At 45.8% G+C, this 20,437-nt stretch carries 23 protein-coding genes; 12 read left to right on the top strand and 11 right to left on the bottom strand.

The window, feature by feature from the left end; all coding sequences use genetic code 11:
* Positions 1-91 precede the first annotated feature (91 nt).
* Both ICN47_RS09665 and ICN47_RS09670 read left to right on the top strand, forming a co-directional pair.
* Complete coding sequence (locus tag ICN47_RS09665) at positions 92-817, top strand: pseudouridine synthase (protein WP_216219729.1); 726 nt, start codon at positions 92-94, stop codon at positions 815-817.
* The gene (locus ICN47_RS09670; protein WP_216219730.1) at positions 818-1,141 is read left to right on the top strand and encodes a 4a-hydroxytetrahydrobiopterin dehydratase; all 324 of its coding nucleotides are present in this window, start codon (positions 818-820) and stop codon (positions 1,139-1,141) included.
* Here ICN47_RS09670 and ICN47_RS09675 read toward each other — a convergent pair.
* Entirely contained in the window at positions 1,107-1,322 is a 216-nt protein-coding gene (locus tag ICN47_RS09675; RefSeq protein WP_216219731.1) for a hypothetical protein, read from the bottom strand. The genes ICN47_RS09670 and ICN47_RS09675 overlap by 35 nt on opposite strands.
* A gap of 200 nt (positions 1,323-1,522) precedes the next feature.
* Here ICN47_RS09675 and ICN47_RS09680 point away from each other — a divergent pair, with 200 nt between their 5' ends.
* From ICN47_RS09680 to ICN47_RS09690, 3 genes are all read left to right on the top strand, one after another.
* Positions 1,523-2,020, top strand: coding sequence for a (2Fe-2S)-binding protein (locus tag ICN47_RS09680; protein ID WP_216219732.1), 498 nt, complete (start codon positions 1,523-1,525; stop codon positions 2,018-2,020).
* Positions 2,021-2,027: 7 nt separating this feature from the next.
* Positions 2,028-4,256, top strand: a complete 2,229-nt coding sequence (locus ICN47_RS09685) for a xanthine dehydrogenase family protein molybdopterin-binding subunit (RefSeq protein WP_216219733.1) — start codon at positions 2,028-2,030, stop codon at positions 4,254-4,256.
* An 86-nt stretch (positions 4,257-4,342) separates the two neighbouring features.
* Positions 4,343-4,933, top strand: a complete 591-nt coding sequence (locus ICN47_RS09690; protein WP_216219734.1) for a sulfite oxidase heme-binding subunit YedZ — start codon at positions 4,343-4,345, stop codon at positions 4,931-4,933.
* Positions 4,934-4,963: 30 nt separating this feature from the next.
* Here the strand turns inward: ICN47_RS09690 and ICN47_RS09695 are convergent, their stop codons facing one another.
* The 3 genes from ICN47_RS09695 to ICN47_RS09705 form a co-directional block, all read right to left on the bottom strand.
* On the bottom strand, positions 4,964-5,698 hold the full coding sequence (locus tag ICN47_RS09695) for an SOS response-associated peptidase (RefSeq protein ID WP_255538990.1): 735 nt from the start codon (positions 5,696-5,698) through the stop codon (positions 4,964-4,966).
* Positions 5,613-6,278: an alpha/beta hydrolase gene (locus tag ICN47_RS09700; protein ID WP_216219735.1), complete on the bottom strand. Its 666-nt coding sequence runs from the start codon at positions 6,276-6,278 to the stop codon at positions 5,613-5,615. The genes ICN47_RS09695 and ICN47_RS09700 overlap by 86 nt, the downstream gene beginning before the upstream one ends.
* 69 nt (positions 6,279-6,347) lie before the next feature.
* Positions 6,348-6,566 (bottom strand): hypothetical protein, encoded by a 219-nt coding sequence (locus ICN47_RS09705; RefSeq protein WP_216219736.1) that lies wholly within the window; start codon positions 6,564-6,566, stop codon positions 6,348-6,350.
* A gap of 253 nt (positions 6,567-6,819) precedes the next feature.
* On the opposite strand from ICN47_RS09705, the gene ICN47_RS09710 reads away from it, so the two are divergent.
* Complete coding sequence (locus ICN47_RS09710; RefSeq protein WP_216219737.1) at positions 6,820-7,158, top strand: P-II family nitrogen regulator; 339 nt, start codon at positions 6,820-6,822, stop codon at positions 7,156-7,158.
* Positions 7,159-7,167: 9 nt separating this feature from the next.
* Complete coding sequence (locus ICN47_RS09715) at positions 7,168-7,593, top strand: gamma-glutamylcyclotransferase (protein WP_216219738.1); 426 nt, start codon at positions 7,168-7,170, stop codon at positions 7,591-7,593.
* On the opposite strand, the gene ICN47_RS09720 is transcribed toward ICN47_RS09715, so the two are convergent.
* The 3 genes from ICN47_RS09720 to ICN47_RS09730 are packed head-to-tail and all read right to left on the bottom strand — an operon-like array spanning position 7,590 to position 10,495.
* Entirely contained in the window at positions 7,590-8,846 is a 1,257-nt protein-coding gene (locus ICN47_RS09720; RefSeq protein WP_370626313.1) for a U32 family peptidase, read from the bottom strand. The genes ICN47_RS09715 and ICN47_RS09720 overlap by 4 nt on opposite strands.
* Positions 8,847-8,864: 18 nt before the next feature.
* Positions 8,865-9,737, bottom strand: coding sequence for a CoA ester lyase (locus tag ICN47_RS09725; RefSeq protein ID WP_216219739.1), 873 nt, complete (start codon positions 9,735-9,737; stop codon positions 8,865-8,867).
* A gap of 41 nt (positions 9,738-9,778) precedes the next feature.
* Positions 9,779-10,495 carry an IclR family transcriptional regulator gene (locus ICN47_RS09730; protein ID WP_216219740.1) on the bottom strand — a complete coding sequence of 239 codons (717 nt, stop codon included), beginning with the start codon at positions 10,493-10,495 and terminating at the stop codon, positions 9,779-9,781.
* Between the two features lie 59 nt (positions 10,496-10,554).
* Between ICN47_RS09730 and ICN47_RS09735 the strand changes: the two genes are divergently transcribed.
* Genes ICN47_RS09735 through ICN47_RS09745 form a run of 3 tightly spaced genes read left to right on the top strand, consistent with a single transcriptional unit; the run spans position 10,555 to position 13,657 of the window.
* The gene (locus ICN47_RS09735; RefSeq protein WP_216219741.1) at positions 10,555-11,499 is read left to right on the top strand and encodes a hydroxymethylglutaryl-CoA lyase; all 945 of its coding nucleotides are present in this window, start codon (positions 10,555-10,557) and stop codon (positions 11,497-11,499) included.
* Entirely contained in the window at positions 11,496-12,692 is a 1,197-nt protein-coding gene (locus ICN47_RS09740) for a CaiB/BaiF CoA-transferase family protein (RefSeq protein ID WP_216219742.1), read from the top strand. The genes ICN47_RS09735 and ICN47_RS09740 overlap by 4 nt, the downstream gene beginning before the upstream one ends.
* Positions 12,689-13,657 carry a tripartite tricarboxylate transporter substrate binding protein gene (locus tag ICN47_RS09745; protein ID WP_216219743.1) on the top strand — a complete coding sequence of 323 codons (969 nt, stop codon included), beginning with the start codon at positions 12,689-12,691 and terminating at the stop codon, positions 13,655-13,657. The genes ICN47_RS09740 and ICN47_RS09745 overlap by 4 nt, the downstream gene beginning before the upstream one ends.
* 60 nt (positions 13,658-13,717) lie before the next feature.
* Here ICN47_RS09745 and ICN47_RS09750 read toward each other — a convergent pair whose 3' ends face one another.
* Genes ICN47_RS09750 through ICN47_RS09765 form a run of 4 tightly spaced genes read right to left on the bottom strand, consistent with a single transcriptional unit; the run spans position 13,718 to position 18,548 of the window.
* Positions 13,718-14,902, bottom strand: coding sequence for a homoserine O-acetyltransferase (locus ICN47_RS09750; protein WP_216219744.1), 1,185 nt, complete (start codon positions 14,900-14,902; stop codon positions 13,718-13,720).
* Positions 14,903-14,943: 41 nt separating this feature from the next.
* The gene (locus ICN47_RS09755) at positions 14,944-16,551 is read right to left on the bottom strand and encodes an MFS transporter (protein WP_216219745.1); all 1,608 of its coding nucleotides are present in this window, start codon (positions 16,549-16,551) and stop codon (positions 14,944-14,946) included.
* Between the two features lie 12 nt (positions 16,552-16,563).
* A complete protein-coding gene (gene pcaF / locus ICN47_RS09760) occupies positions 16,564-17,766 on the bottom strand; it encodes a 3-oxoadipyl-CoA thiolase (RefSeq protein WP_216219746.1) in 1,203 nt (400 codons plus the stop codon).
* A gap of 5 nt (positions 17,767-17,771) precedes the next feature.
* Positions 17,772-18,548 (bottom strand): IclR family transcriptional regulator, encoded by a 777-nt coding sequence (locus tag ICN47_RS09765; RefSeq protein ID WP_216219747.1) that lies wholly within the window; start codon positions 18,546-18,548, stop codon positions 17,772-17,774.
* 79 nt (positions 18,549-18,627) lie between these two features.
* On the opposite strand from ICN47_RS09765, the gene ICN47_RS09770 reads away from it, so the two are divergent.
* A complete protein-coding gene (locus tag ICN47_RS09770) occupies positions 18,628-19,611 on the top strand; it encodes a tripartite tricarboxylate transporter substrate binding protein (protein ID WP_216219748.1) in 984 nt (327 codons plus the stop codon).
* Between the two features lie 23 nt (positions 19,612-19,634).
* Positions 19,635-20,432, top strand: coding sequence for an enoyl-CoA hydratase/isomerase family protein (locus ICN47_RS09775; protein ID WP_216219749.1), 798 nt, complete (start codon positions 19,635-19,637; stop codon positions 20,430-20,432).
* Positions 20,433-20,437: the final 5 nt, after the last annotated feature.

Here is a 20,437-nt window from a genome sequence, read left to right on the forward strand (position 1 = left end):
AAGCAATGCCTTTAATGATAATGAATTGCTTGTCACAGCGCAGAGCAGAATGCTATTTTGAGGGCGCTCTATAGTATCCTTTACGGCATATATGGCAAAACCTATTTCTCTCGAAAAAATTCTCTTTAGCCAAGGCTTTGGTACGCGTCGGTATTGCGCAGATCTCGTATACGCTGATTTGGTGAAAGTGAATGGTGTCTTGGCAGAAGACCCTGATGAGCGTATCTCACCTGAAGGCTTATTGCTAAATGTTGAGGGTCAGGATTGGGAGTATCACGAGAAGGCTTACATTGCCTTTCATAAGCCACCAAATTATGAGTGCTCTCATAAGACTACCCATCACCCCAGTATCTACAGTTTATTGCCGAGCCCCTTTGTCGAGCGGGGCTTGCAATGTGTGGGGCGCTTGGACTATGACACTACCGGCTTGCTATTGATTTCAGACGATGGTCAATTCATCCACAAGATGACTACGCCTAAGAAAAATATTGGCAAGGTCTATGAAATTACTACGTCTGATCCTGTGACTGAGAAGCAAATGGATCATTTGCTCAAGGGGGTTGTGTTGGATGATGATCCCAAGCCTTGCTTTGCTCAAGCCTGCGAATTGCTCTCCGAAAAAACCTTAGCAATGACGATCGTAGAAGGGCGTTATCACCAGGTAAAAAGAATGATGGCTGCGGTGGGTAATCATGTTGAGCAGTTGCATCGTTCTCAGATTGGTGCGTATGTGATGCCAAAAGATTTAGCGCCCGGTGAGTGGCGTTGGCTTTATCCCAGCGATCTCAAATTGCTCTCCCAGAGTATGGAAGCCTAGATGAACTCTTTACTATTACCTCAAGACTTTGATTTCCAGGTAGCCATCCCACTTTGGAAAGTGGATTTGCAGAATCAAAAGATTTCAAGGGAATTTATTTTTGCCGACTTCAGTTTGGCATTTGAATTTATGAAGCAATCTGCTCAATATGCAGAGGAGCTAGACCATCATCCAGATTGGTCAAATTCCTGGAATAAGGTTCTAGTGCACCTAACGACACATTCCGCCAAAGGGTTGACTGGCTTGGATATTGAGCTTGCACAGGAAATGGACATCTTGGCCCAGAGGATTAATGCGCTTCCTCTTCGCCGTCCTCTTCGTTGATGCTCATAAGGATAGTGGCCAGCAAGCCATAAACTACCTCTGTGGAAATCATGCCATCCTCATCTAACTCATCAATGAGGTCATTTAGGCAATCCTCAGTAGGCTCGTTCAGTAAGGTCATGGCGCACTCACACCCATAGTCAAAATCTTCGTCGTTTTGGGTTTGATCTTCGTTTGTCATATTTATCCTTAGTTGAGCCTTGAGGATAGCAAATTACCGTGAATTTCCATAGCAGAACCTCGATATTTCTATTCCAGGTAGTTTTGACGGCCGGAGTATTGCCAAAGTGCGGACCTGTCCGGATATCGGGTTTATATGCACTGCAAAATATCCAGATTGATTTATAGTCATCTAAAAATAAAACCACAATCGGAGGCAGCATGCAGTTAAGCGTTAATGGGCAAATGTACGATATCAATGTTGAGCCAAATATGCCCTTGCTTTGGGCAATTCGCGAGATGGTTGGCTTAACGGGAACAAAGTATGGTTGCGGCGTCGCTCAGTGCGGCGCTTGTACGGTCTATATGAATGGTGAGCCGGTACGCTCCTGTTCGATTCCGGTATCCGCTGTTGGCGGAGCCAAAATTACCACGATAGAAGCCTTATCTAAAGACAATACGCATCCAGTGCAAAAAGCCTGGATTGCTTTGGATGTTCCGCAGTGTGGTTATTGTCAGTCGGGTCAAGTGATGGCTGCGGCTGCTTTACTCAAGAGAAATCCAAAACCAACAGATGCCGATATTGATAATGCAATGTCCAACATTTGTCGATGCGGTACCTATCAAAAAATTCGGGATGGTATTCATGTGGCATCCGGACAGAAAAAATTAGCTGATGTTTTGGCTCAATACGACGCTTCTCTAGCGACACGTGGTTAAGGAGAAGATGATGAGCAAACACAATCAGACTTTAGAAAATAGCTCTCGTCGCGATTTCATTATCAAGGGTACGGTAGTTGGTGGCGGCTTGATGCTGGGAATCGGGGCCTTACCTGAATTTGCATTTGCGCAGGCGGATGCTAAATATGATCCAAATACCCCAACACAGCTTGGTGATGCAGAGGTCAATGCTTGGGTCAGCATCAAACCTGACGACACGGTATATATCAGAATCGCACGTTCTGAAATGGGTCAAGGAACCCGCACTGGTTTGGCGCAGTTGGTGACCGAAGAGTTAGAGTGCAACTGGAAAAAAGTCAAAACACAATCCGCCACTCCTGGTCAAAGCTTAATACGTAAGCGTGTTTGGGGTGAGCATGGCACCGGTGGTAGCCGTGGCATCCGTATTTCTGAAGATTACGTCCGTCGTGGCGCTGCTGCTGCTCGCATCATGCTGGTTCAAGCTGCAGCGAACCAATGGAATGTTCCTGTAACAGAATTAAAAGTGGATAAGGGTGTTATTACTCATGTGCCAACAGGACGTAAAACGACTTATGGAAAAGTGGCTGAGCTTGCTTCTACGTTGACTCCGCCTGATCCAAAGTCCATCACCTTAAAAGATCCTAGAGATTGGAAGGTGGCTGGACAGCCATATGCACGTATCGATACAGCCAATAAAGTCAATGGCACAAAAGTATATGGCCTAGATTTGCAGTTGCCTGGCATGCTTTGCGCTGCCGTGAAATCTTGCCCTGTGTTTGGTGGCAAGCTAGTGAGTTATGACGAGGCTAAAGTCAAGAATCTTCGTGGCGTCAAAGGAGTTGTTAGAGTTAATGACAATACTGTTGCCTTGGTTGCTGATACTTGGTGGCGTGCCAAAACAGCTTTAGATGTTTTGCCCATCGTCTGGGATGAAGGCAAAGGTGCAAATGTTTCTCAAACCGACATTAATAAAATGTTGCGCGATGGCTTGGATGAGCAGGGTGATTTCTGGCAACGTAAAGTAGGTGATGCACCCGCTGTGATTTCTGGTTCGGCAAAAAAGGTGGAGGCTATCTATTTCACACCATTCCGCGCACACGTGACGATGGAGCCAATGAATGCCACTGTAAAGATTGTGGGTGATCGTGCAGAAGCCTGGGTTCCAACTCAAAATGGCGAAGGATCTCTAGCAGCCTTGTCTGAGGCAACTGGATTGCCGCTTGCAAATTGTGAGGTCTATAAATTAGATTCAGGTTGTGGCTTAGGCCGCCGTGGATCTACTCAGGACTTTGTTACTTACGCCGCCAAGGTAGCGCAGAAATATCCAGGGGTGCCGGTGAAGGTGATTTGGAGTCGTGAAGAAGATATGACGCACGATTTCTATCATCCGATTGCGATGGCAAAAATGACTGCTGGTATTGATGGATCGGGCAATGTGACCGGTATGCATATCAAGGTAGCGGGTCAGTCAATTAATGCGCTGGCATCACCTCAATCTATTAAAGATGGCAAAGACGAGCGTCAACTTCAGGGCTTTTATGAAAAGGGTCCAGATGCTCAGTTGGGATATACCTTCCCTGCTTTGTTAACTGAATATGTCATGAAGAATACCCTTGTCCCAGTTGGGCCATGGCGTGGCGTAAACACTAACCAAAACGGCATCTTTATGGAATGCTTTATGGATGAGTGTGCAAAGGCGGCGGGCAAAGATCCGGTACAATTTAGACAGGCCTTAATGCAAAGTCATCCAAAGCATTTAGGTGTTTTAAATGCGGCAGCTAAAAAAGCAAACTGGGATAAGCCATTGCCTCCTGGTAACTTTAGGGGTGTAGCGCAATTTATGGGTTACGCAAGTTATTCTGCTTGTGTTGCTGAGGTGTCGGTACAAAATAATATCGTCAAGATTAATCGATTGGTATTTGCTTTAAATTCTGGTCACGTAGTGAATCCGTATCTCACTCGTGAGCAAATTGAGGGTTCAGTTGCAATGGCGCTTGGAGCGATCTTTAATCCGGAAATCTTGGTTGAAAATGGCCGTATCAAGGAGCAAAACCTGGATTCTTATCCCTTGCTCAAGTTGGCTTCTACGCCTCGGATTGAAACTGTACTCGTGCCGACTTATGATTTCTGGGGAGGAGTAGGGGAGCCTACGATTTGTGTGGTGGGTCCAGCAGTAGCAAACGCTATTTCTGCAGCCATTGGCAGACCAGTCAGAAACTTCCCGCTGTATAAAGAAGGTTTAAGCTTGGCTTAATCGTAGATTGACTTCAGAAAAAGCCACCTTCAGGTGGTTTTTTCTTATTCAGACAATTCTCAAAACGAAGTCGTCTAATATGTCTTATGCCTTACTTAAAGCCTATTTTTTTCATCCTCTCTTTATTGCCATTCCTTCGACTGGTTTGCTTGGGAATGCATGATGGCTTGGGTGCAAATCCCGTAGAGTGGATTACACGCTCGACAGGAACCTGGGCTTTGGTATTTTTATGTATTACGCTGGCCATGACCCCATTACGACTTCTCACGAATTGGACAATATGGATCAAGCAGCGGCGAATGTTTGGCTTATTTTGCTTTTTCTATGCCACGATCCATTTTTTAATCTGGCTCTGGCTTGATCAGGACTTTGATATACAGGCAATGATCAAAGATATCATGGATAGACCATTTATTACTATGGGGTTTATAAGCTTTGTTTTGCTAATTCCTTTGGCAATCACTTCTAACCACTGGGCTGTTCGTAGTCTCGGTAAATATTGGAGCATATTGCATAAATTAGTTTATGTTATTGCTTGTACTGTCATTGCTCACTATTGGTGGCACAAGGCCGGAAAGAATGATGTCGGAACCGTGGCAATTTATGGCCTCACCCTTTTGTTGCTGCTCACTTTCCGCTTACCCGCGATCAAGCGATATCTTAAAAAAATAGCTTGAAAGAGATATGGCGTAAGAATGTAATGGCTTTTATGCGTCGATCGTGAGCTCTGGAATGGAGTTCAGGTTCAATAATTCTTGTGCAGTTTCAGGTGTAGCGTTTAGCCAGTCTTTAAATAGCTCCGGCTTCAATGGGACTACAGTGCGCTTTTCATCTTCCGGCTTATGAAAACGCTTCATCACAGGATGCTCATCTGCATTAATAGTCAGCATTGAGAACGAGACTATTAATTCTCCTGTATCCGGTTCAGTCCAGGTATCCCAGATCGAAGCAATAGCCATTGGCTCAGTATTTGCCTGTCTAATACTGGTACGTATTGCCTTGCCCGTTTCATAATTGGGTTCATAAAATGCATCTGCTAAGACTAATGCGTAATGCCGTTTCCCCCAAGCAGCTTTATAAGAGGGTTTCTCTGAAACAGTTTCCGCTCTAGCGTTATAGGTCTTTCTGCCAAAATCATCCTCTTTTGCCCAGGATGGGATTAAGCCAAAACGTGCAAGACCAATCGCAGTGCGCTGCGTATTGTGACTCTTTAGAGTAATGGGGCCGGGATAGGTCGGAAAAATATCACGCGCTTGCGTAGCAGGCAGTTCTAGATCAAAGTGAGTCTTAACCCATTCGCCATTAACCGTAGTGAGGTATTGAACGCACATCGCCGGAGATAAAGGGTCGAATAAATTACGCTTTAGGTAAAACGGTTTGTAAGAAGCGTGAGATATCTTGGAGCTCTTCGGGATTGACTGAATGCTCCATAGGATATTCATTCCAATCCACCTGGTAACCCAAGGTCTCCAAAAGGGCATGAGAGGCTTGGGCCCGATCTAAAACTACTACTGGGTCGTAAGCACCATGTGCCATGAAAACAGGGGTTACTTGATTGGCTGAATGCTTTTCAAGATTGAGGGTCATTGCAAGAGGTAAATAACCCGAGAGAGCAAGAATGCCTGCAAGTTGATGGGGTAAACGTAGGCCAACATAAAGAGCCATTGCACAACCTTGAGAGAATCCAGCAAGGACGATATTTTTGTATGCAATACCGCGCTGCACTTCTCTCTCGATTAGTTCTACGATCGATGCTGCTGAGTGTTTAATACCTTCGGCATCTTCTTGGTCCATCAGATCTCTGCCAACGATGTCATACCAAGCAGGCATGACGTAGCCGCCATTGACGGTAACCGGCATGCTGGGTGCGCTAGGAAAAATAAAGCGAATGGCTGGATTATTGGCAAGATGAAGCTCGGGAATGATGGGTACGAAATCGTTACCATCGGCCCCTAGGCCATGCAGCCAAATGACTGAGCAAGTTGGGTTTGGTGCAGTTTCAAGTTCAATGCAAGGCAGCATGTTGGTGATCATCCGCTAATGAATATGGAATGATCATTGTATTAGGTATAGATCTCTCTCTGAAGTGGTTTAATTCTCAAGAACGACGAAGTCTCCCTGAGAAACTTTTTCCCTAAACTGAGAGAAAGAAAATAAAGCTTTAATCTGCCTTGTGACCAAGACCTCGATTTTTCCTTCTGGAGTGAGGTTGGCTAGATACTCGCCCGCTGGAAAAAGCGTTGCCGGACTCTCTTGTGAGTCGTTCTCTTGAGCGTCGAGCACTTGCCCTTTAGTAATTTTGATGCGCATGGCACATCTTAAGTTCTAAAAATTGATATGACTTTCCGAATTGCACAATTCGGAAATGGCGCGCACCATCCTGGGTGCTTGCCTTTAATTGACGCTCAGCCTTTTATCTAAAGGCTTTGCCCTGGGATATTCATTTGAAGGCCGTCTTTTGGCACTTTATTAGTGCAATTCTCTTTGGGAGGCTTGGCAATTTATCGTTTAATCAAACCAATGGAAATATTGTGCGATGCAACATTGAATGTGATCAACGAATATGAAACTCATTACTGCCATTATTAAGCCCTTTAAGCTCGATGAAGTTCACGAGGCTTTGGCGCACATTGGCATCAATAGCATGACTGCTTATGATGTTCGAGGGTTTGGTAGACAAAAGGGACATACAGAGTTGTATCGTGGTGCAGAGTACGTGATTGATTTTCTTTTGAAGATCAAAATTCAAGTGGCAGTAGATGATGACAGGCTTGATGATGCCGTACACGCAATTTCGAAGTCTGCATTTACTGGCAAGATTGGCGACGGAAAAATATTTGTGACAAGTCTGAATGATGCTGTGCGTATTCGTACTGGTGAGAGTGGCCAACTTGCACTTTAAGTTTTTACGATGAACTCGCAATATCTATTTGTGTATGGCACGCTTCAATCGGATGCCATTAATGAAAACGCAAAATTACTTCATTCCCAGGCAAAACTGCTGGGTAAAGCAAGATGGCAAGGCTCTTTATATTTAGTCAGTCATTATCCCGCCGCTGTAGTAAGTGGAGATATTCAGCAATGGGTTGCTGGAGAGTTATGGCAGCTAAATGATCCTCAGAAGACTTTGGGCTTATTAGATATATATGAGGAATGCGCCGACAACAGCCCGCTGCCCCATGAATATGAACGCTCAATTGAACCCATCGAGATCAATGGCGAAATGAAGATGGCCTGGATTTACCTCTACCAGTTAAGTACGGCCAAGCTAGCGCGAATTGATTCCGGAATATTCGTCAATCAAAACCAAGCGCTAGTGCGCCGCAATCAAGCTTAGATATAACGCGCGATAAATACTTTGTCGCCTTCAGGTTTGAGCTCAATCCAAACAAAATGTCCTGACCCTGGGGCAACCTCAATGGGTTCGCCTTTGGTATTCCACATTGCTTCAAGCGTCATGTCCTGATTGCCAGTGGGTTCCAGAATTTCTAATTTGTCACCAACAGCAAAACGATTCTTAACATCAATTTTTACCCGCCCCAAAGCACGATCGACTTCGATTACTTCGCCTACGTACATGCTACGACCAGACAAAGAGTGACCTCTCATATACAGTTGGTACTCTTTATCGTGATGGCGCTCATAGAAGCCATCGGTATAGCCGCGATTAGCAAGGCCCTCCAGGTTTCCGAGGAGAGCTGGGTTCAATGGACGACCTGCTACAGCATCATCAATTGCAGTGCGGTATGCTTGACTTGTGCGGGCAACATAGTAAGGAGACTTGGTACGACCTTCAATCTTGAAAGAATCTACACCCATCTTGGTCAGTCGCTCGATATGCTCAATGGCGCGTAAATCTTTGGAGTTCATGATGTAGGTGCCATGCTCATCTTCTTCGATGGGCATGAGTTCACCAGGTTTACCACTTTCTTCTAGTAGGAAGACATCTCCGCTTGCAGCTTCTTCTGCTGGGAGTACCTTGTAGTCCCAGCGGCAGGCATTGGTGCAAGCACCTTGATTAGGATCGCGATGCGACATGTAGCCGGAAAGAAGACAGCGTCCAGAGTAGGCCATACATAAAGCGCCGTGAACAAAGACCTCTAATTCCATCTCTGGACAATCTTGTCTTACTTCCTCGATCTCATCAAATGAAAGTTCGCGAGACAGAATTACTCTAGAAATACCAACAGATCTCCAAAACTTAGCAGCAGCACCATTCACAGTATTGGCTTGAACGGATAAATGAATCGGCATATCTGGCCAGGCTTCTCTTGCCATCATGATGAGGCCAGGATCTGACATGATTAAAGCATCTGGCTTTAAATCGACTACTGATGACATATCTCTAATGTAGGTGCGCGTCTTGCCGCCGTGAGGGAGCACGTTAGAAACGAGGTAAAACTTTTTACCAAGCGCATGCGCAGTATCAATACCCTCTTTGAGAACTTCCATCTTGCCAAAATCGTTGTTACGAACGCGTAGGGAATAACGGGGTTGCCCTGCATAGATCGCATCAGCGCCGAAATGAAAGGCGGTCTGGAGCATATTGAGGCTGCCGGCAGGAGCTAGAAGTTCTGGTATTTTCATCATCCGTCTATTTTATGAGTTTTAGCGATTAAATGAATTGATCGCCTCGGCTAGGGCTAGAATCCGCTTGGCATCCTGTATATGCAGCTCTTCAATCAATTTTCCGTTCAATACCGCTATACCTGCCCCTGAGCTGATGGCAGCTTCATAAGCGGCAATTCTTTGCTTAGCCTCATCTATATCGGCTACGGAGGGGCCAAATATTTCGTTGGCTGCCGAAATTTGATTCGGGTGAATCAGGGTCTTGCCATCAAAGCCCATATCGCGCCCTTGAGTACAAGACGTAATGAGACCTTCCTCATCATCTAAAGAGAGGTGAACACCATCAAGAACGCAAAGCTGGTGTGCTCTCGCAGCTAAAACAGAAAGTGATAAAGCTGTTAAAGACTCAATTCTGCTTGGTGTATGCCGGGCATGTAAATCCTTCACAAGATCAGAAGTTCCCAGAACTAAAGTTTCTAGTAGGGGATGTGAGCTGCAAATTTCTGGGAGCTTAAAGATTGCCATTGGAGTTTCAATCATTGCCCAGATCGTGAGTTTATGAGCTGGATTCATTTGCTCTAGTAGTTGTACGGCTTCTTGAATTTGCGCAGCAGATTCCACCTTTGGTAGCAAAATAGCATCCGCTTTGCTCTTTGCAAAAAATTTTAAGTCATCGATACCCCATTGGGTATTGAGTCCATTGATTCTGACAACCGCTTCGCGATGTCCAAATCCTGACTCGAGTGCTGCATGAATATTGTCACGTGCTGCCGCTTTTGCATCTGGTGCAACAGCATCTTCTAGATCCAAAATCAGTGAATCTGCCGCAAGAGATTTGGCTTTTTCAAGTGCTCTGGTATTGGCTCCAGGCATATACAGCACGGAACGTCTAGGTCGATTGGTATTCATCATGGAGGTTGAGTGTGGGTGAAATAAAAGATCGTAAAAGGTGTTTATTGGAAGCTGCCGCCGAGGAGTTCAGATAATTTTTTAGCACTCGCCTTAACTATGGCAGTTTGTTTTGGATCAAAGCGATAGGTTGGCATGGTGAGGGTGATGACGCCAATCAATCCTTCGGCATTAAATACCGGAGCAGAGATCCCGGAGATTTCTTTGACTCTATCACCGGAGACAGCAAGCACCATATCTTCCCGTATTTGAGTAAATGCTTTGCCAGGCGCACCCTCAAAAGCTCTAAGCACTTTACCTCCAGCGCCTTTATCAATTGGTAAAAGATCGCCTACCTTGATGTGATCCCGTAGGGCTTGCTTAGAGTCTACGCGAAATAGACACAGTCGCTTATCCCCTTGACGTACATGAAATGCTGCACTCTCATGGGTGGATTTCATGAGGGATTCCAAAATCGGAGTAACCACAGTTTCTAGCGACTGTTCATTTTGGTAGGCTGCATTGAGTGAAGCAATGGTGGGTCCCAGTACATACATGCCATCAACCCTTTTTAACACCAGCATGGCATTGCTAAGGGAAGCCAGCATTCTCAAAATAGTACTTTTATATAAGCCGGTAGATTCTGAGATGTCATTTAAGGAAAGCGCCATATTGTTAGAGGAAAAAAGGCGCAAGATGGTGAGTGCTTTATCTACAGCAGCCACTCCAGAGTCGGCTAAGGCAATTTTTTCTTCGCTTTGCTTACTAGATTTTTTTGGCATCGACAGTCTTTGGCAATTATGCTTTAATAATAGAACGATATTCCATAGGATAGAACTAAATGAATTCCGCGTCAACCGATGTTTTGATCAGTGAGGTAGGGCCTAGGGATGGCTTGCAATCCATTAAGTCCATCATGCCAACGGCACAAAAAAATGCCTGGATAGACGCTCTATATAGAGCAGGTATTCGAGAAATTGAAGTCGCATCATTTGTTCCTGCCAAACTATTGCCTCAGATGGCAGATGCTGCTCAAGTGGTGGAGCATGCCAAGACCCTCCCAGGTTTGACGGTGATGGCATTGGTGCCTAATCTCAAGGGCGCTCAGGCTGCAATTGCAGCAGGCGTTCATAAGATCACGTTGCCTGTTTCTGCTAGTGCCGCTCACTCTCTTGCCAATGTTCGTAAAACCCGCGAAGAGATGATTGAAGAGGTTCAAAAAATTGCAGCATACCGAAATGAACATGCGCCTCACGTTAAATTAGAAGCTGGCATTGCAACCGCATTTGGATGCACCTTGCAAGGTTTGGTCTCTGAAGATGATGTGATCTGGTTAGCCGAGCAAGTCATTGCAGCAGGTGCGGATGAATCCGGTCTTTCGGATACGACCGGCTACGCAAATCCTGCACAAATCAAAAGATTATTTAAGCGCTTAAAGGCGGCGATTGGTAGTAAGGCGGGTGCTGCGCATCTTCACAATACACGCGGGCTTGGTTTGGCCAATTGTTTAGCTGCATATGAAGAGGGCGTTACTTCCTTTGACTCCTCTATGGGTGGTCTTGGTGGTTGCCCTTATGCACCAGGAGCTTCCGGCAATGTTGTAACTGAAGATTTGGTATTTATGTTTGAGGCAATGGGTATTAAGACAGGCGTCAATTTAGACTTGTTGTTTGAAGCGCGCCAACCTTTGCAGGCGGGCGTTCCAAATGAAGCTATCTATGGCATGGTGCCCGAGGCAGGTACGCCCAAAGGATTTGTTCCAGCAAGCCAAGGGGCCTACCTATGAGCATAATGACGGCGCTCCCTTATGAAGGCATTCGGGTGGTGGAATTTACCCATATGGTGATGGGTCCTACCTGCGGAATGATATTGGCTGACCTAGGCGCTGAAGTGATTAAGGTGGAGCCTATTGATGGCGATAAAACCCGAAACTTGCTAGGATCGGGTGCGGGATTCTTTCCCATGTTTAATCGTAATAAAAAAAGTATTGCGGTAGATATGAAGACTCCCGAAGGTATGGAGTTGGTAAGGAAATTAGTCGCGACTGCCGACGTACTGAGTGAAAACTTTAAGCCTGGCACGATGGCTAAGTTAGGTTTGGATTATGAGACTCTCAAGAAGACCAATCCCAAGTTAATCTATGTGTCACATAAAGGATTCTTGCCTGGGCCGTACGATCACCGTACTGCCTTGGATGAGGTGGTGCAAATGATGGGAGGCCTTGCCTATATGACAGGACCTGAAGATCGACCGCTACGCGCTGGCTCCTCAGTGAATGACATTATGGGTGGCGTGTTTGGAGCAATTGGGGTGATGGCTGCAATACGTCAGCGAGACTTGACTGGAGAGGGTCAAGAAATTCAGAGCTCTTTATTTGAGAACAATGTCTTTTTAGTTGGGCAGCACATGATGCAGTATGCCGTTACAGGTAATGCCGCAAAACCGATGCCCAGTCGTATTTCTGCATGGGCGATTTATGATGTCTTTGAGGTTGCCAATGGAGAAAAGATCTTTTTGGCGGTAGTAACGGATACGCAATGGAAAATTTTCTGCGAAGTATTTGGATTTGCAGATTTGTATGGTGATCCTGCTTTGAAGCTAAACAACCAGCGCGTTCAAGCAAGACCAACTTTGATTCCGGACATTAAACAACGTCTAGCGCAATTTACTGCAAAAGAAATCACCGCAATTTTTGAAGAGAATGGCTTGCCATTCGCGCCAATCACCAGACCAGAGCAATTATTTGAAGATCCTCACCTTATTGCAACGGGTGGATTGGCTCCCATTACCTTAACTGATGGCCCTAAGGCAGGTTCGCAAACTTCTACACCTTTAATGCCGCTCATGATGAACGGTAAAAGATTGGGTGTGCGCCTCAACCCACCCAAATCTGGTGAGCAGACCCAAGAAATTCTGCAAGAGCTTGGTTATAGCAATGAGGACATCGCAAAGCTCTCCTCTAATGGAGCAATTGCATGAAAAATAAATGCGCTCATTTAGTTGCGTGTTTATTGAGCGCGTTAGCAGCCTCCTGTTTTGCGCAGAACTATCCTGATAGGCCAATTAAGTTAATTATTCCGTATACGCCTGGCGGAGGCACAGACACGGTAGGGCGTATGCTTGCAGAGAAAATTGCTACAGATTTAAAGTGGACGATCTTGGTAGATAACAAGCCGGGTGCTGGGGGCAATATCGGTATGGACTTGGTAGCAAAGGCTAAGCCTGATGGCTATACGCTGGGTATGGGTCAGACCTCCAATCTAGCAATTAATCCGGCATTAATGTCTAAGATGCCATTTGATGCAGTCAATGATCTTATCCCCGTAGCATTTGTTGCCGAGGTACCTATGGTGCTTGTGGTCACTGCAAGCTCGCCATGGAAAAATTTGGGAGATTTAATCAAGGCAGCAAAAGCAAAACCAGATTTTTATAAGCAAGCTACTGCAGGTGCAGGCACAGTGGGACATATTGGCGGTGAGATGCTGGCCAGTAAAGCAGGCTATGCCGTGTCCTACATTCCGTATAAGGGCGCGTCTCCTGCGATTACAGATCTGATTGGTGGCCAAACGGATTTTATGTTCGCTACTCCTCAATCAGTATTAGGCATGATTGCTGGAGGGAAGTTACGCGCCTTAGCTGTGACATCCGCCAATCGAATCGCAATCCTGTCAAAAGTACCCACTGTAAGTGAAGAGGGCTACAAAGGATTTGAGGCGACCGATTGGAAGATCGTAGTAGCTCCAGCAGGCACTCCAAATGATGTCATTAAGAAAATGAACGAAGCCGTACAAAAATCACTGAAAAATCCAGCACTCATTACGAAGCTTCAAGATGAGGCGAGTTCACCGATGTATGGCGATCCAGCGACAGTGCTGAAATATATACGTGCTGAGCAGCGAGAGTGGGATGCTGCAGTAAAGGCGGCTGGGATTAAATTAGATTAAAGGATAAAAAAAATACCGACCTTATGGTCGGTATTTTTAACCCTAGAGATGAAGTAAGTTCTATCGTCCCAAAAAGCTACGTAGTGGCTCACCAACTTTTGCAATATCAGTAATTCCATCAATGTGACCACCATCGCCAGGAATTTCAACTACTTCTGATTTAATGCCGTTTTTCTTCAGAGTTTCAGAAGCATTTTTGGCATATGAGGGGAAGAAAAGGATATCACTGGCTGCTGGAACAAACATGATTTTTGCTTTGATTGGCTTAATGCCTTCATCTACCGTCTTGGCATTCCCAATGCGATACAGCTGAATGATTTTGGTGAGATACAAGAAGTGATTCGCATCCGAAATTTTTGCTCTACCAGCACCAGCTTTACTAATCGCATCTTGCACCGCATAAGTGTTATCCCAGCTTTGAGCAGGCTCTTTATCGGCCACAGTCAGCTTTCTTCCAAATAGTCTTTCGGCCCAAGCTGGATTGCGGGAGTTAATGGTGGTGAGCTGTAATGCTTGCTCTAAACCTTTAATAGGATTATTACTAGAGCCGTAGTAGTCGCCTTTATTCCAGTTAGCATCCAATAAAATTGGATTAGCCCAAGTTTGGGCAATCTCAATCGTAAATGCATTGGATTCAAGACCGCCTGGAATGACGGCGATGACTCTTTCGACCATCTCAGGATAAGTTGCCGCCCAGTCTAAGGCTTGGTATGAGCCCATCGATAAACCAGCCACTGCTTGAAATTTCTTAATACCAAGAGATGTAGACAAAGACTTTTGTGCTCTTACTAAATCTTGAGTATCCAGAATCGGAAATGTCATTCCATAAGGCTTGCCGGTATCGGGATCAATGGATGCTGGTCCTGTAGTAATCACGTTTGGATCTTTAACATTCAGATTAACCAGACTATCGGAGCTGACAATAAAGTATTTATTGGTATCTAAGGGCTTTCCAGGGCCGATAATGCTGTCCCAATAACCAGGGGCAGCATCAGTGGCGTTATATTTTCCGGCTGCATGTGATGTGCCAGAAAAGAAATGGCAAATCAGAATGGCGTTGTCACCTTTTTCATTTAACTGGCCATAGGTTTCATAGCCAATCTTGACGTTTTTAATGGTTGCTCCGCTACTGGTTTTTAATGAAGGTAATTCATAAGTTTGCTTCTTAACCAGCTCATCAAAGGCAATGGCATTCAACGAAAATTGAGCGCAAGCTAGTAGAAGGCAATATTTTAGGTATTTCATAGGTCTCCTTTTTTATCAAACTATATTTAATTTAGTCTTTTTTAATCTTTGATTGCAGATGCAACACGTCTCGTAATTTTTGGTGGGTGTGCATCAATATGGTACTGGTGTCGCTCTTCTTGCATCTTCAAATCTTCAGCCGTAAAGCGGTCAAACCTTCTTAGGTAGTCAGCCCAGGTTTCAAATACAAAGTCTTCTACAAACTTTCCAGGCTGTTCAGTATCCTCAAATAGACTCCATGAAAGCGCGCCTTGTCTTAAGCGAGATTTTCTAGCTTTCGCCATCAGTTTTTTAAATTCCTCAGCCTTCTCAGGGAGGATTTGATATGCAATGGAGATCATCACGGGGCCTGCATGCAAATCAATATCGGCTGCGGGATGGGGGCGCTCAATAGGACAAACCGGCGTGAAATCCTCAAGCGGGTGATTGTCAATACGATGCTTGCGAATCAGAAATAGCACTACAAGGCCAAAAATAGAGCTGATCACAATGCTGGTGACGACGCCATATTCATCGGCCAGCTTTCCCCAAACGGCTGCGCCTAATGCGCTTCCCCCCATGAGGCCCATTTGATAAATAGACATACCTCTAGCTCTTACCCAGCCCGGGAGCGTCAGTTGTGCCGAGGTTGTGAGGGAGTTAGCGACGCTAATCCAGGCGGCACCGCACACCATCATTAATAAGGAGGCAAGCCATAAGTCTGGAGCTAACACTACTCCGGTAGAGGCCAGCGATAGAGCGATTAAGCCGTAGGTAATAAGATCGCTCGGTTTGAGGTATTTGCGTAGCCGGGATAATTGCGAGCCAGCAAGAATCGCACCAAAACCAAGACAGGCAAGCAAAAGGGTGAAGATGTGAGCATCCCCTTGAAAGTGTGTTTTGGCAATTACTGGCAATAGGGCAATCAGGCCAGTCGACTGAAAGAAAAATAAAAATGCACGGCCAATAATCGTACGCATCCGATTAGATTGCCACGCGTACTGCATGCCGACTCGCATAGCCCCTACAAAGCGCTCACCAGGTAATGTGCTGACATAGCTTTGGTATTTCCAGCGCATCACAATCACCGTGGTGATTAGTGATAAAACCATATTCAATGCAAATACATAGGTACTGCCTGCTGCAGCAATGATTGCTCCAGCAGTTAAAGGTCCGACAATGCGAGAGGTATTCATAGCAATGGCATTGAGTGCAAGCGCAGAGGAGAGTGACTCTCGTGGAACAATCTCAGGAACGATTGCTGCAAAGATCGGCCAACGCATTGCTAAACCAATGCCATTGGTGAAGGTCAGAAAGAGCAATAGGTACGGGCTTAATACTCCAAATACTAAAGACAGCATCAGTGCTGTTGCATTGGTAGCTAGCCAAATTTGCGCAAATACAAAGTAATGTTTGCGATTGATGATGTCAGCTAGAGCGCCACTGGGAACGCCAAGTAACAATACGGGCAAGCTTGATGCGGTTTGCACTAAGGCAATTAAGGTTGCCGAAGTGGTGAGTGAGGTCATGGTCCATGCTGCAGCGACATCATTCATCCACAAGCAAATATTGGCTGTCAACCAAACTGACCAAAGAGAACGAAAAACGGTATGCCTTAAGGGCGCGAGCCATCCCTCGGATATCAGGGCTTGAGCTGGCAATGGCTTCATGATGAACTCTACTTAAACACGCTCAATCACCATTGCAATTCCTTGGCCTACACCAATGCACATAGTACAAAGGGCGAAACGCTTTTGTTTTTCTTCTAACTCGACTAATGCGGTCGTAATCAGACGTGCACCACTCATGCCTAGGGGGTGTCCTAGGGCAATCGCGCCACCGTTAGGATTGACGCGAGCATCGTCATCGGCTACACCCAATTCGCGTAGAGTTGCTAGACCTTGGGCTGCGAAAGCCTCATTGAGTTCAATCACATCAATTTGATCAACACTCATTCCCAAGCGCTTGAGTAATTTTTGGGAGGCAGGTGCAGGGCCAATACCCATAATGCGTGGTGGCACGCCAGCGGTTGCCATCCCAATAATTTTGGCTCTTGGTTTAAGTCCATGCTTTTTAACAGCCTCTTCGCTCGCAAGTAATAGAGCGCATGCGCCATCGTTAACGCCGGATGCATTGCCTGCAGTCACTGTGCCATCAGGGCGAACAATCGGCTTTAACTTACTCAGCACATCAATCGTTGTTGCACGCGGATGTTCATCTTGGGAAACCACAATTGGCTCACCCTTTTTCTGAGGAATGATGACTGGCGTAATTTCTTTTGCGAGGCGGCCATTTGCTTGTGCAGCAGCAGCTTTATTTTGACTTCTTAAAGCCATTTGATCTTGATCGGCTCGATTAATTTTGTAATCGTCAGCAACGTTCTCAGCAGTTTCAGGCATGGAATCAACGCCATGGGCACTCTTCATGAGGGGGTTGATAAAACGCCAACCAATAGTGGTGTCCTGCATAGAGTGGCTTCTGGAAAATGCTGAATCCGCTTTGCCCATGACATAGGGTGCGCGACTCATGCTTTCAACACCGCCAGCAATGGCCAAGTCAATTTCACCGGCAGCAATTGCTCGGGCAGCAGTGCCGATAGCATCCATACCGGAACCACATAAACGATTAATCGTAGCTCCAGGCACGCTCGGAGAAATGCCTGCTAACAGTGCGCTCATGCGAGCGACGTTGCGATTATCTTCCCCAGCTTGATTGGCGCAGCCATAGATCACTTCATCTACTTCATCCCATTTCACCTGAGGATTTCTTTGCATCAATGCTTTGATTGGGACTGCGCCTAAATCATCGGCGCGCACGCTAGACAATGATCCGCCGTAACGGCCAATAGGAGTTCTAATAGCATCGCAGATATATATAGGATTCATAGTATTTAACTTAATTTAATTTTGTTGAGTTCAAATTCAATCTGATCTTTTAATTCAAAAAGCGCAGGCGTGTAGTTTTCCAAAACCGCATTTAATTTACTCTCTGCTGGCGTACTTAAGTTGAGTGATGCATAACTACCATTCAGTAATTGAACAGAAGTAGAGATCGCTGAAATTTCAGGTAACCAGTTAGCAACACAATATCCCTTTTCTGACATTGATTCTATTGCTTCATGGATCTCTTTCTCTATTTGAGCCCAATTTTTGATTTTTTGTTTTTTTAATTCTAGAAGAAGCTGCGTTCTACTATCAGGATCCAGTTTGGCAATCCAGGCCCTACCCAAAGATGTCCGCTCAAGTGGCACTCGTTGTCCGGCAGCAACTGTTCTTAGGGCGATATTCTTCGTATAGCGGATGGATTCAAGGTAGACCATCTCCAGGCGATCTGCTACCGCAAGTCCAACGTTGAGTTTGAGTTTCTCCGATGCTTTGCGCATTAAAGGCTCGGCAAGTTTGATCTCAGCAGAGCCCGTTTTGAAAGCGTGTCCGAGGCAAAGGACGGTAGGGGCTAATCGATAAGCTTGGCGTCCGGCGTCGTGCTGTAAGAACCCAGAAAGTACTAGTGTCTGGGTAAGGCGACTAATGGTGGAGGGGGGTAAACCGGTCCGCTCCGCTATCTCACTGTTTCCCAGTAGCCCCATGCCCGGCTTAAAGCAACGCAGGATCTCGATCCCCCGGATGAGGGAGCGATTGGTTTTGGAGCCGGACTTTTCTAATTCCATCTGGTGGAATTAGACCATAATTTTTACGCCTACTTGCTTCATACTTCCTGGCACCACATAAAAAATAGATAAGCAGGAGATGGGATTGAGTTCTTTAGGCGTTTTACTTCGAGTCTTTGCTCTGGCTGTTTCCTTTGCGGGCTCTACTTTTGCGCTTGCAGCATATCCCGATCGTCCGATCAAAGTGATCGTCCCGTTTGCGCCTGGAGGCGGTACTGATTTGGTCGCAAGAACATTAAGCGTCCCCATGTCTGAGGACTTAAAGCAATCGATTGTGATTGATAACAAGCCAGGCGGAAGCACCATTATTGGTACTGATGCATTAGCCAAAAGTCCTGCGGATGGCTATACCTTGGTAGTGGCTACATTAGCCCACGCTGTTAATCCCAGTTTGAAAGCGAAATTACCGTACTCCCAAGATAAAGATTTTGCTCCGGTGATATTGGTAGGCATTTCTCCAAATGTGGTGGTGGTCTCGGCCGATAGCCCATACAAAACATTTTCAGAATTTCTTACTGCCGCAAAAGCGAATCCTGGAAAACTGTCATTTGCTTCACAAGGTGGTGGAACTTCTGCCCATCTCGCCGGTGAATTATTTAACTCCATCGCAGGTACAAAACTGACGCATGTTCCATACAAAGGTGCAGGCCCTGCGTTAACGGATGTGATTGGTGGTCAGGTAGATGTGATGTTTGCTACGGCTTCTGCAGTTGGTAGTTTGGTGGAGTCCGGTAAATTGCGTGCGTTGGCTGTAACGACGCCCACTCGTTCTACAACGCCCTTGTTAGCTAAGCTGCCAACCGTTGCGGAAAGCGGCGTCCCAGGTTATTCAGCAGGCAGCTGGTATGGATACTTTGCACCTGCTGGTACTCCGCCGGCCGTGATTAATAGGCTGAATGCATCTATCAAGAAGGGAACCCAAACTTCGGCATTTAAGGCGCGCGTTGAGAGTGAAGGTCTCATCATTAAAGCGGGCTCACCAGAAGAGTTTGCCAAGTTTGTAAAAGCAGAAGAGCTGCGTTGGCGAACCGTCATTAAAGATGCCAATATCAGCCCAGATTAAAAAATATTTAGCAAGGAAATAAGATGACTTTTCAATTAATAGAACTCAGCGTAGAAAATGAAATTGCAACCCTACGTTTAAATCGTCCAGAAAAAAGAAATGCCATGAGCGATGCAATGCGCTCTGAATTTATCGAAGCGCTAGAGATGGTTGCTGCCGATAAAGCCATTCGTGCATTGGTGTTAACAGGTAACGGTAAGGGTTTTTGTGCTGGTGGCGACATCACTGGCATGGAAAAGCGTATGAAAGCACCGGCGGGCGAGGTAGCTTTTAATGGCTGGCATCGTCAGCAACGCGTACATCATGCTGTAGCGCTATTGCACACCATGCCTAAGCCTACGATTGCTGCAGTCAATGGACCTGCATCCGGATTGGGTGCGGATACTGCTTTGGCTTGTGATTTCATTATGGCTTCTGAGGGCGCAAACTTTACTTGGTCATATATCAATCGCGGCATCATTCCAGATGGTGGCGGTATGTATTTCTTGCCAAGACGCGTTGGTTTGGTCAAGGCAAAAGAGCTGATCTTCAGTGGTAGAAAAGTAGATTTAGAGGAGGCCACTCAGATTGGTATTGTCGATCGGGTTAGTAAGGCAGATTCATTGGTGTCGGATGCGCAAGCTTGGGCTAAAGAAATGAGTAAAGGCTCTGCTACTGCGCTGGCATTAGGTAAAACCATTTTGAATCAGACTTTTGAAACAACCGCAGCTCAGATATTTGCGCAGGGTAGTCAAGCACAAGGCATTTGCTATACCAGCACCGAGCATCGCGAATCGGTTATGGCCTTTCTGGAAAAAGCTGCTGCAGCAAAAAATAAATAAGACCT

It is taken from the genome of Polynucleobacter sp. AP-Latsch-80-C2 (assembly GCF_018882185.1).
Taxonomy (GTDB): domain Bacteria; phylum Pseudomonadota; class Gammaproteobacteria; order Burkholderiales; family Burkholderiaceae; genus Polynucleobacter.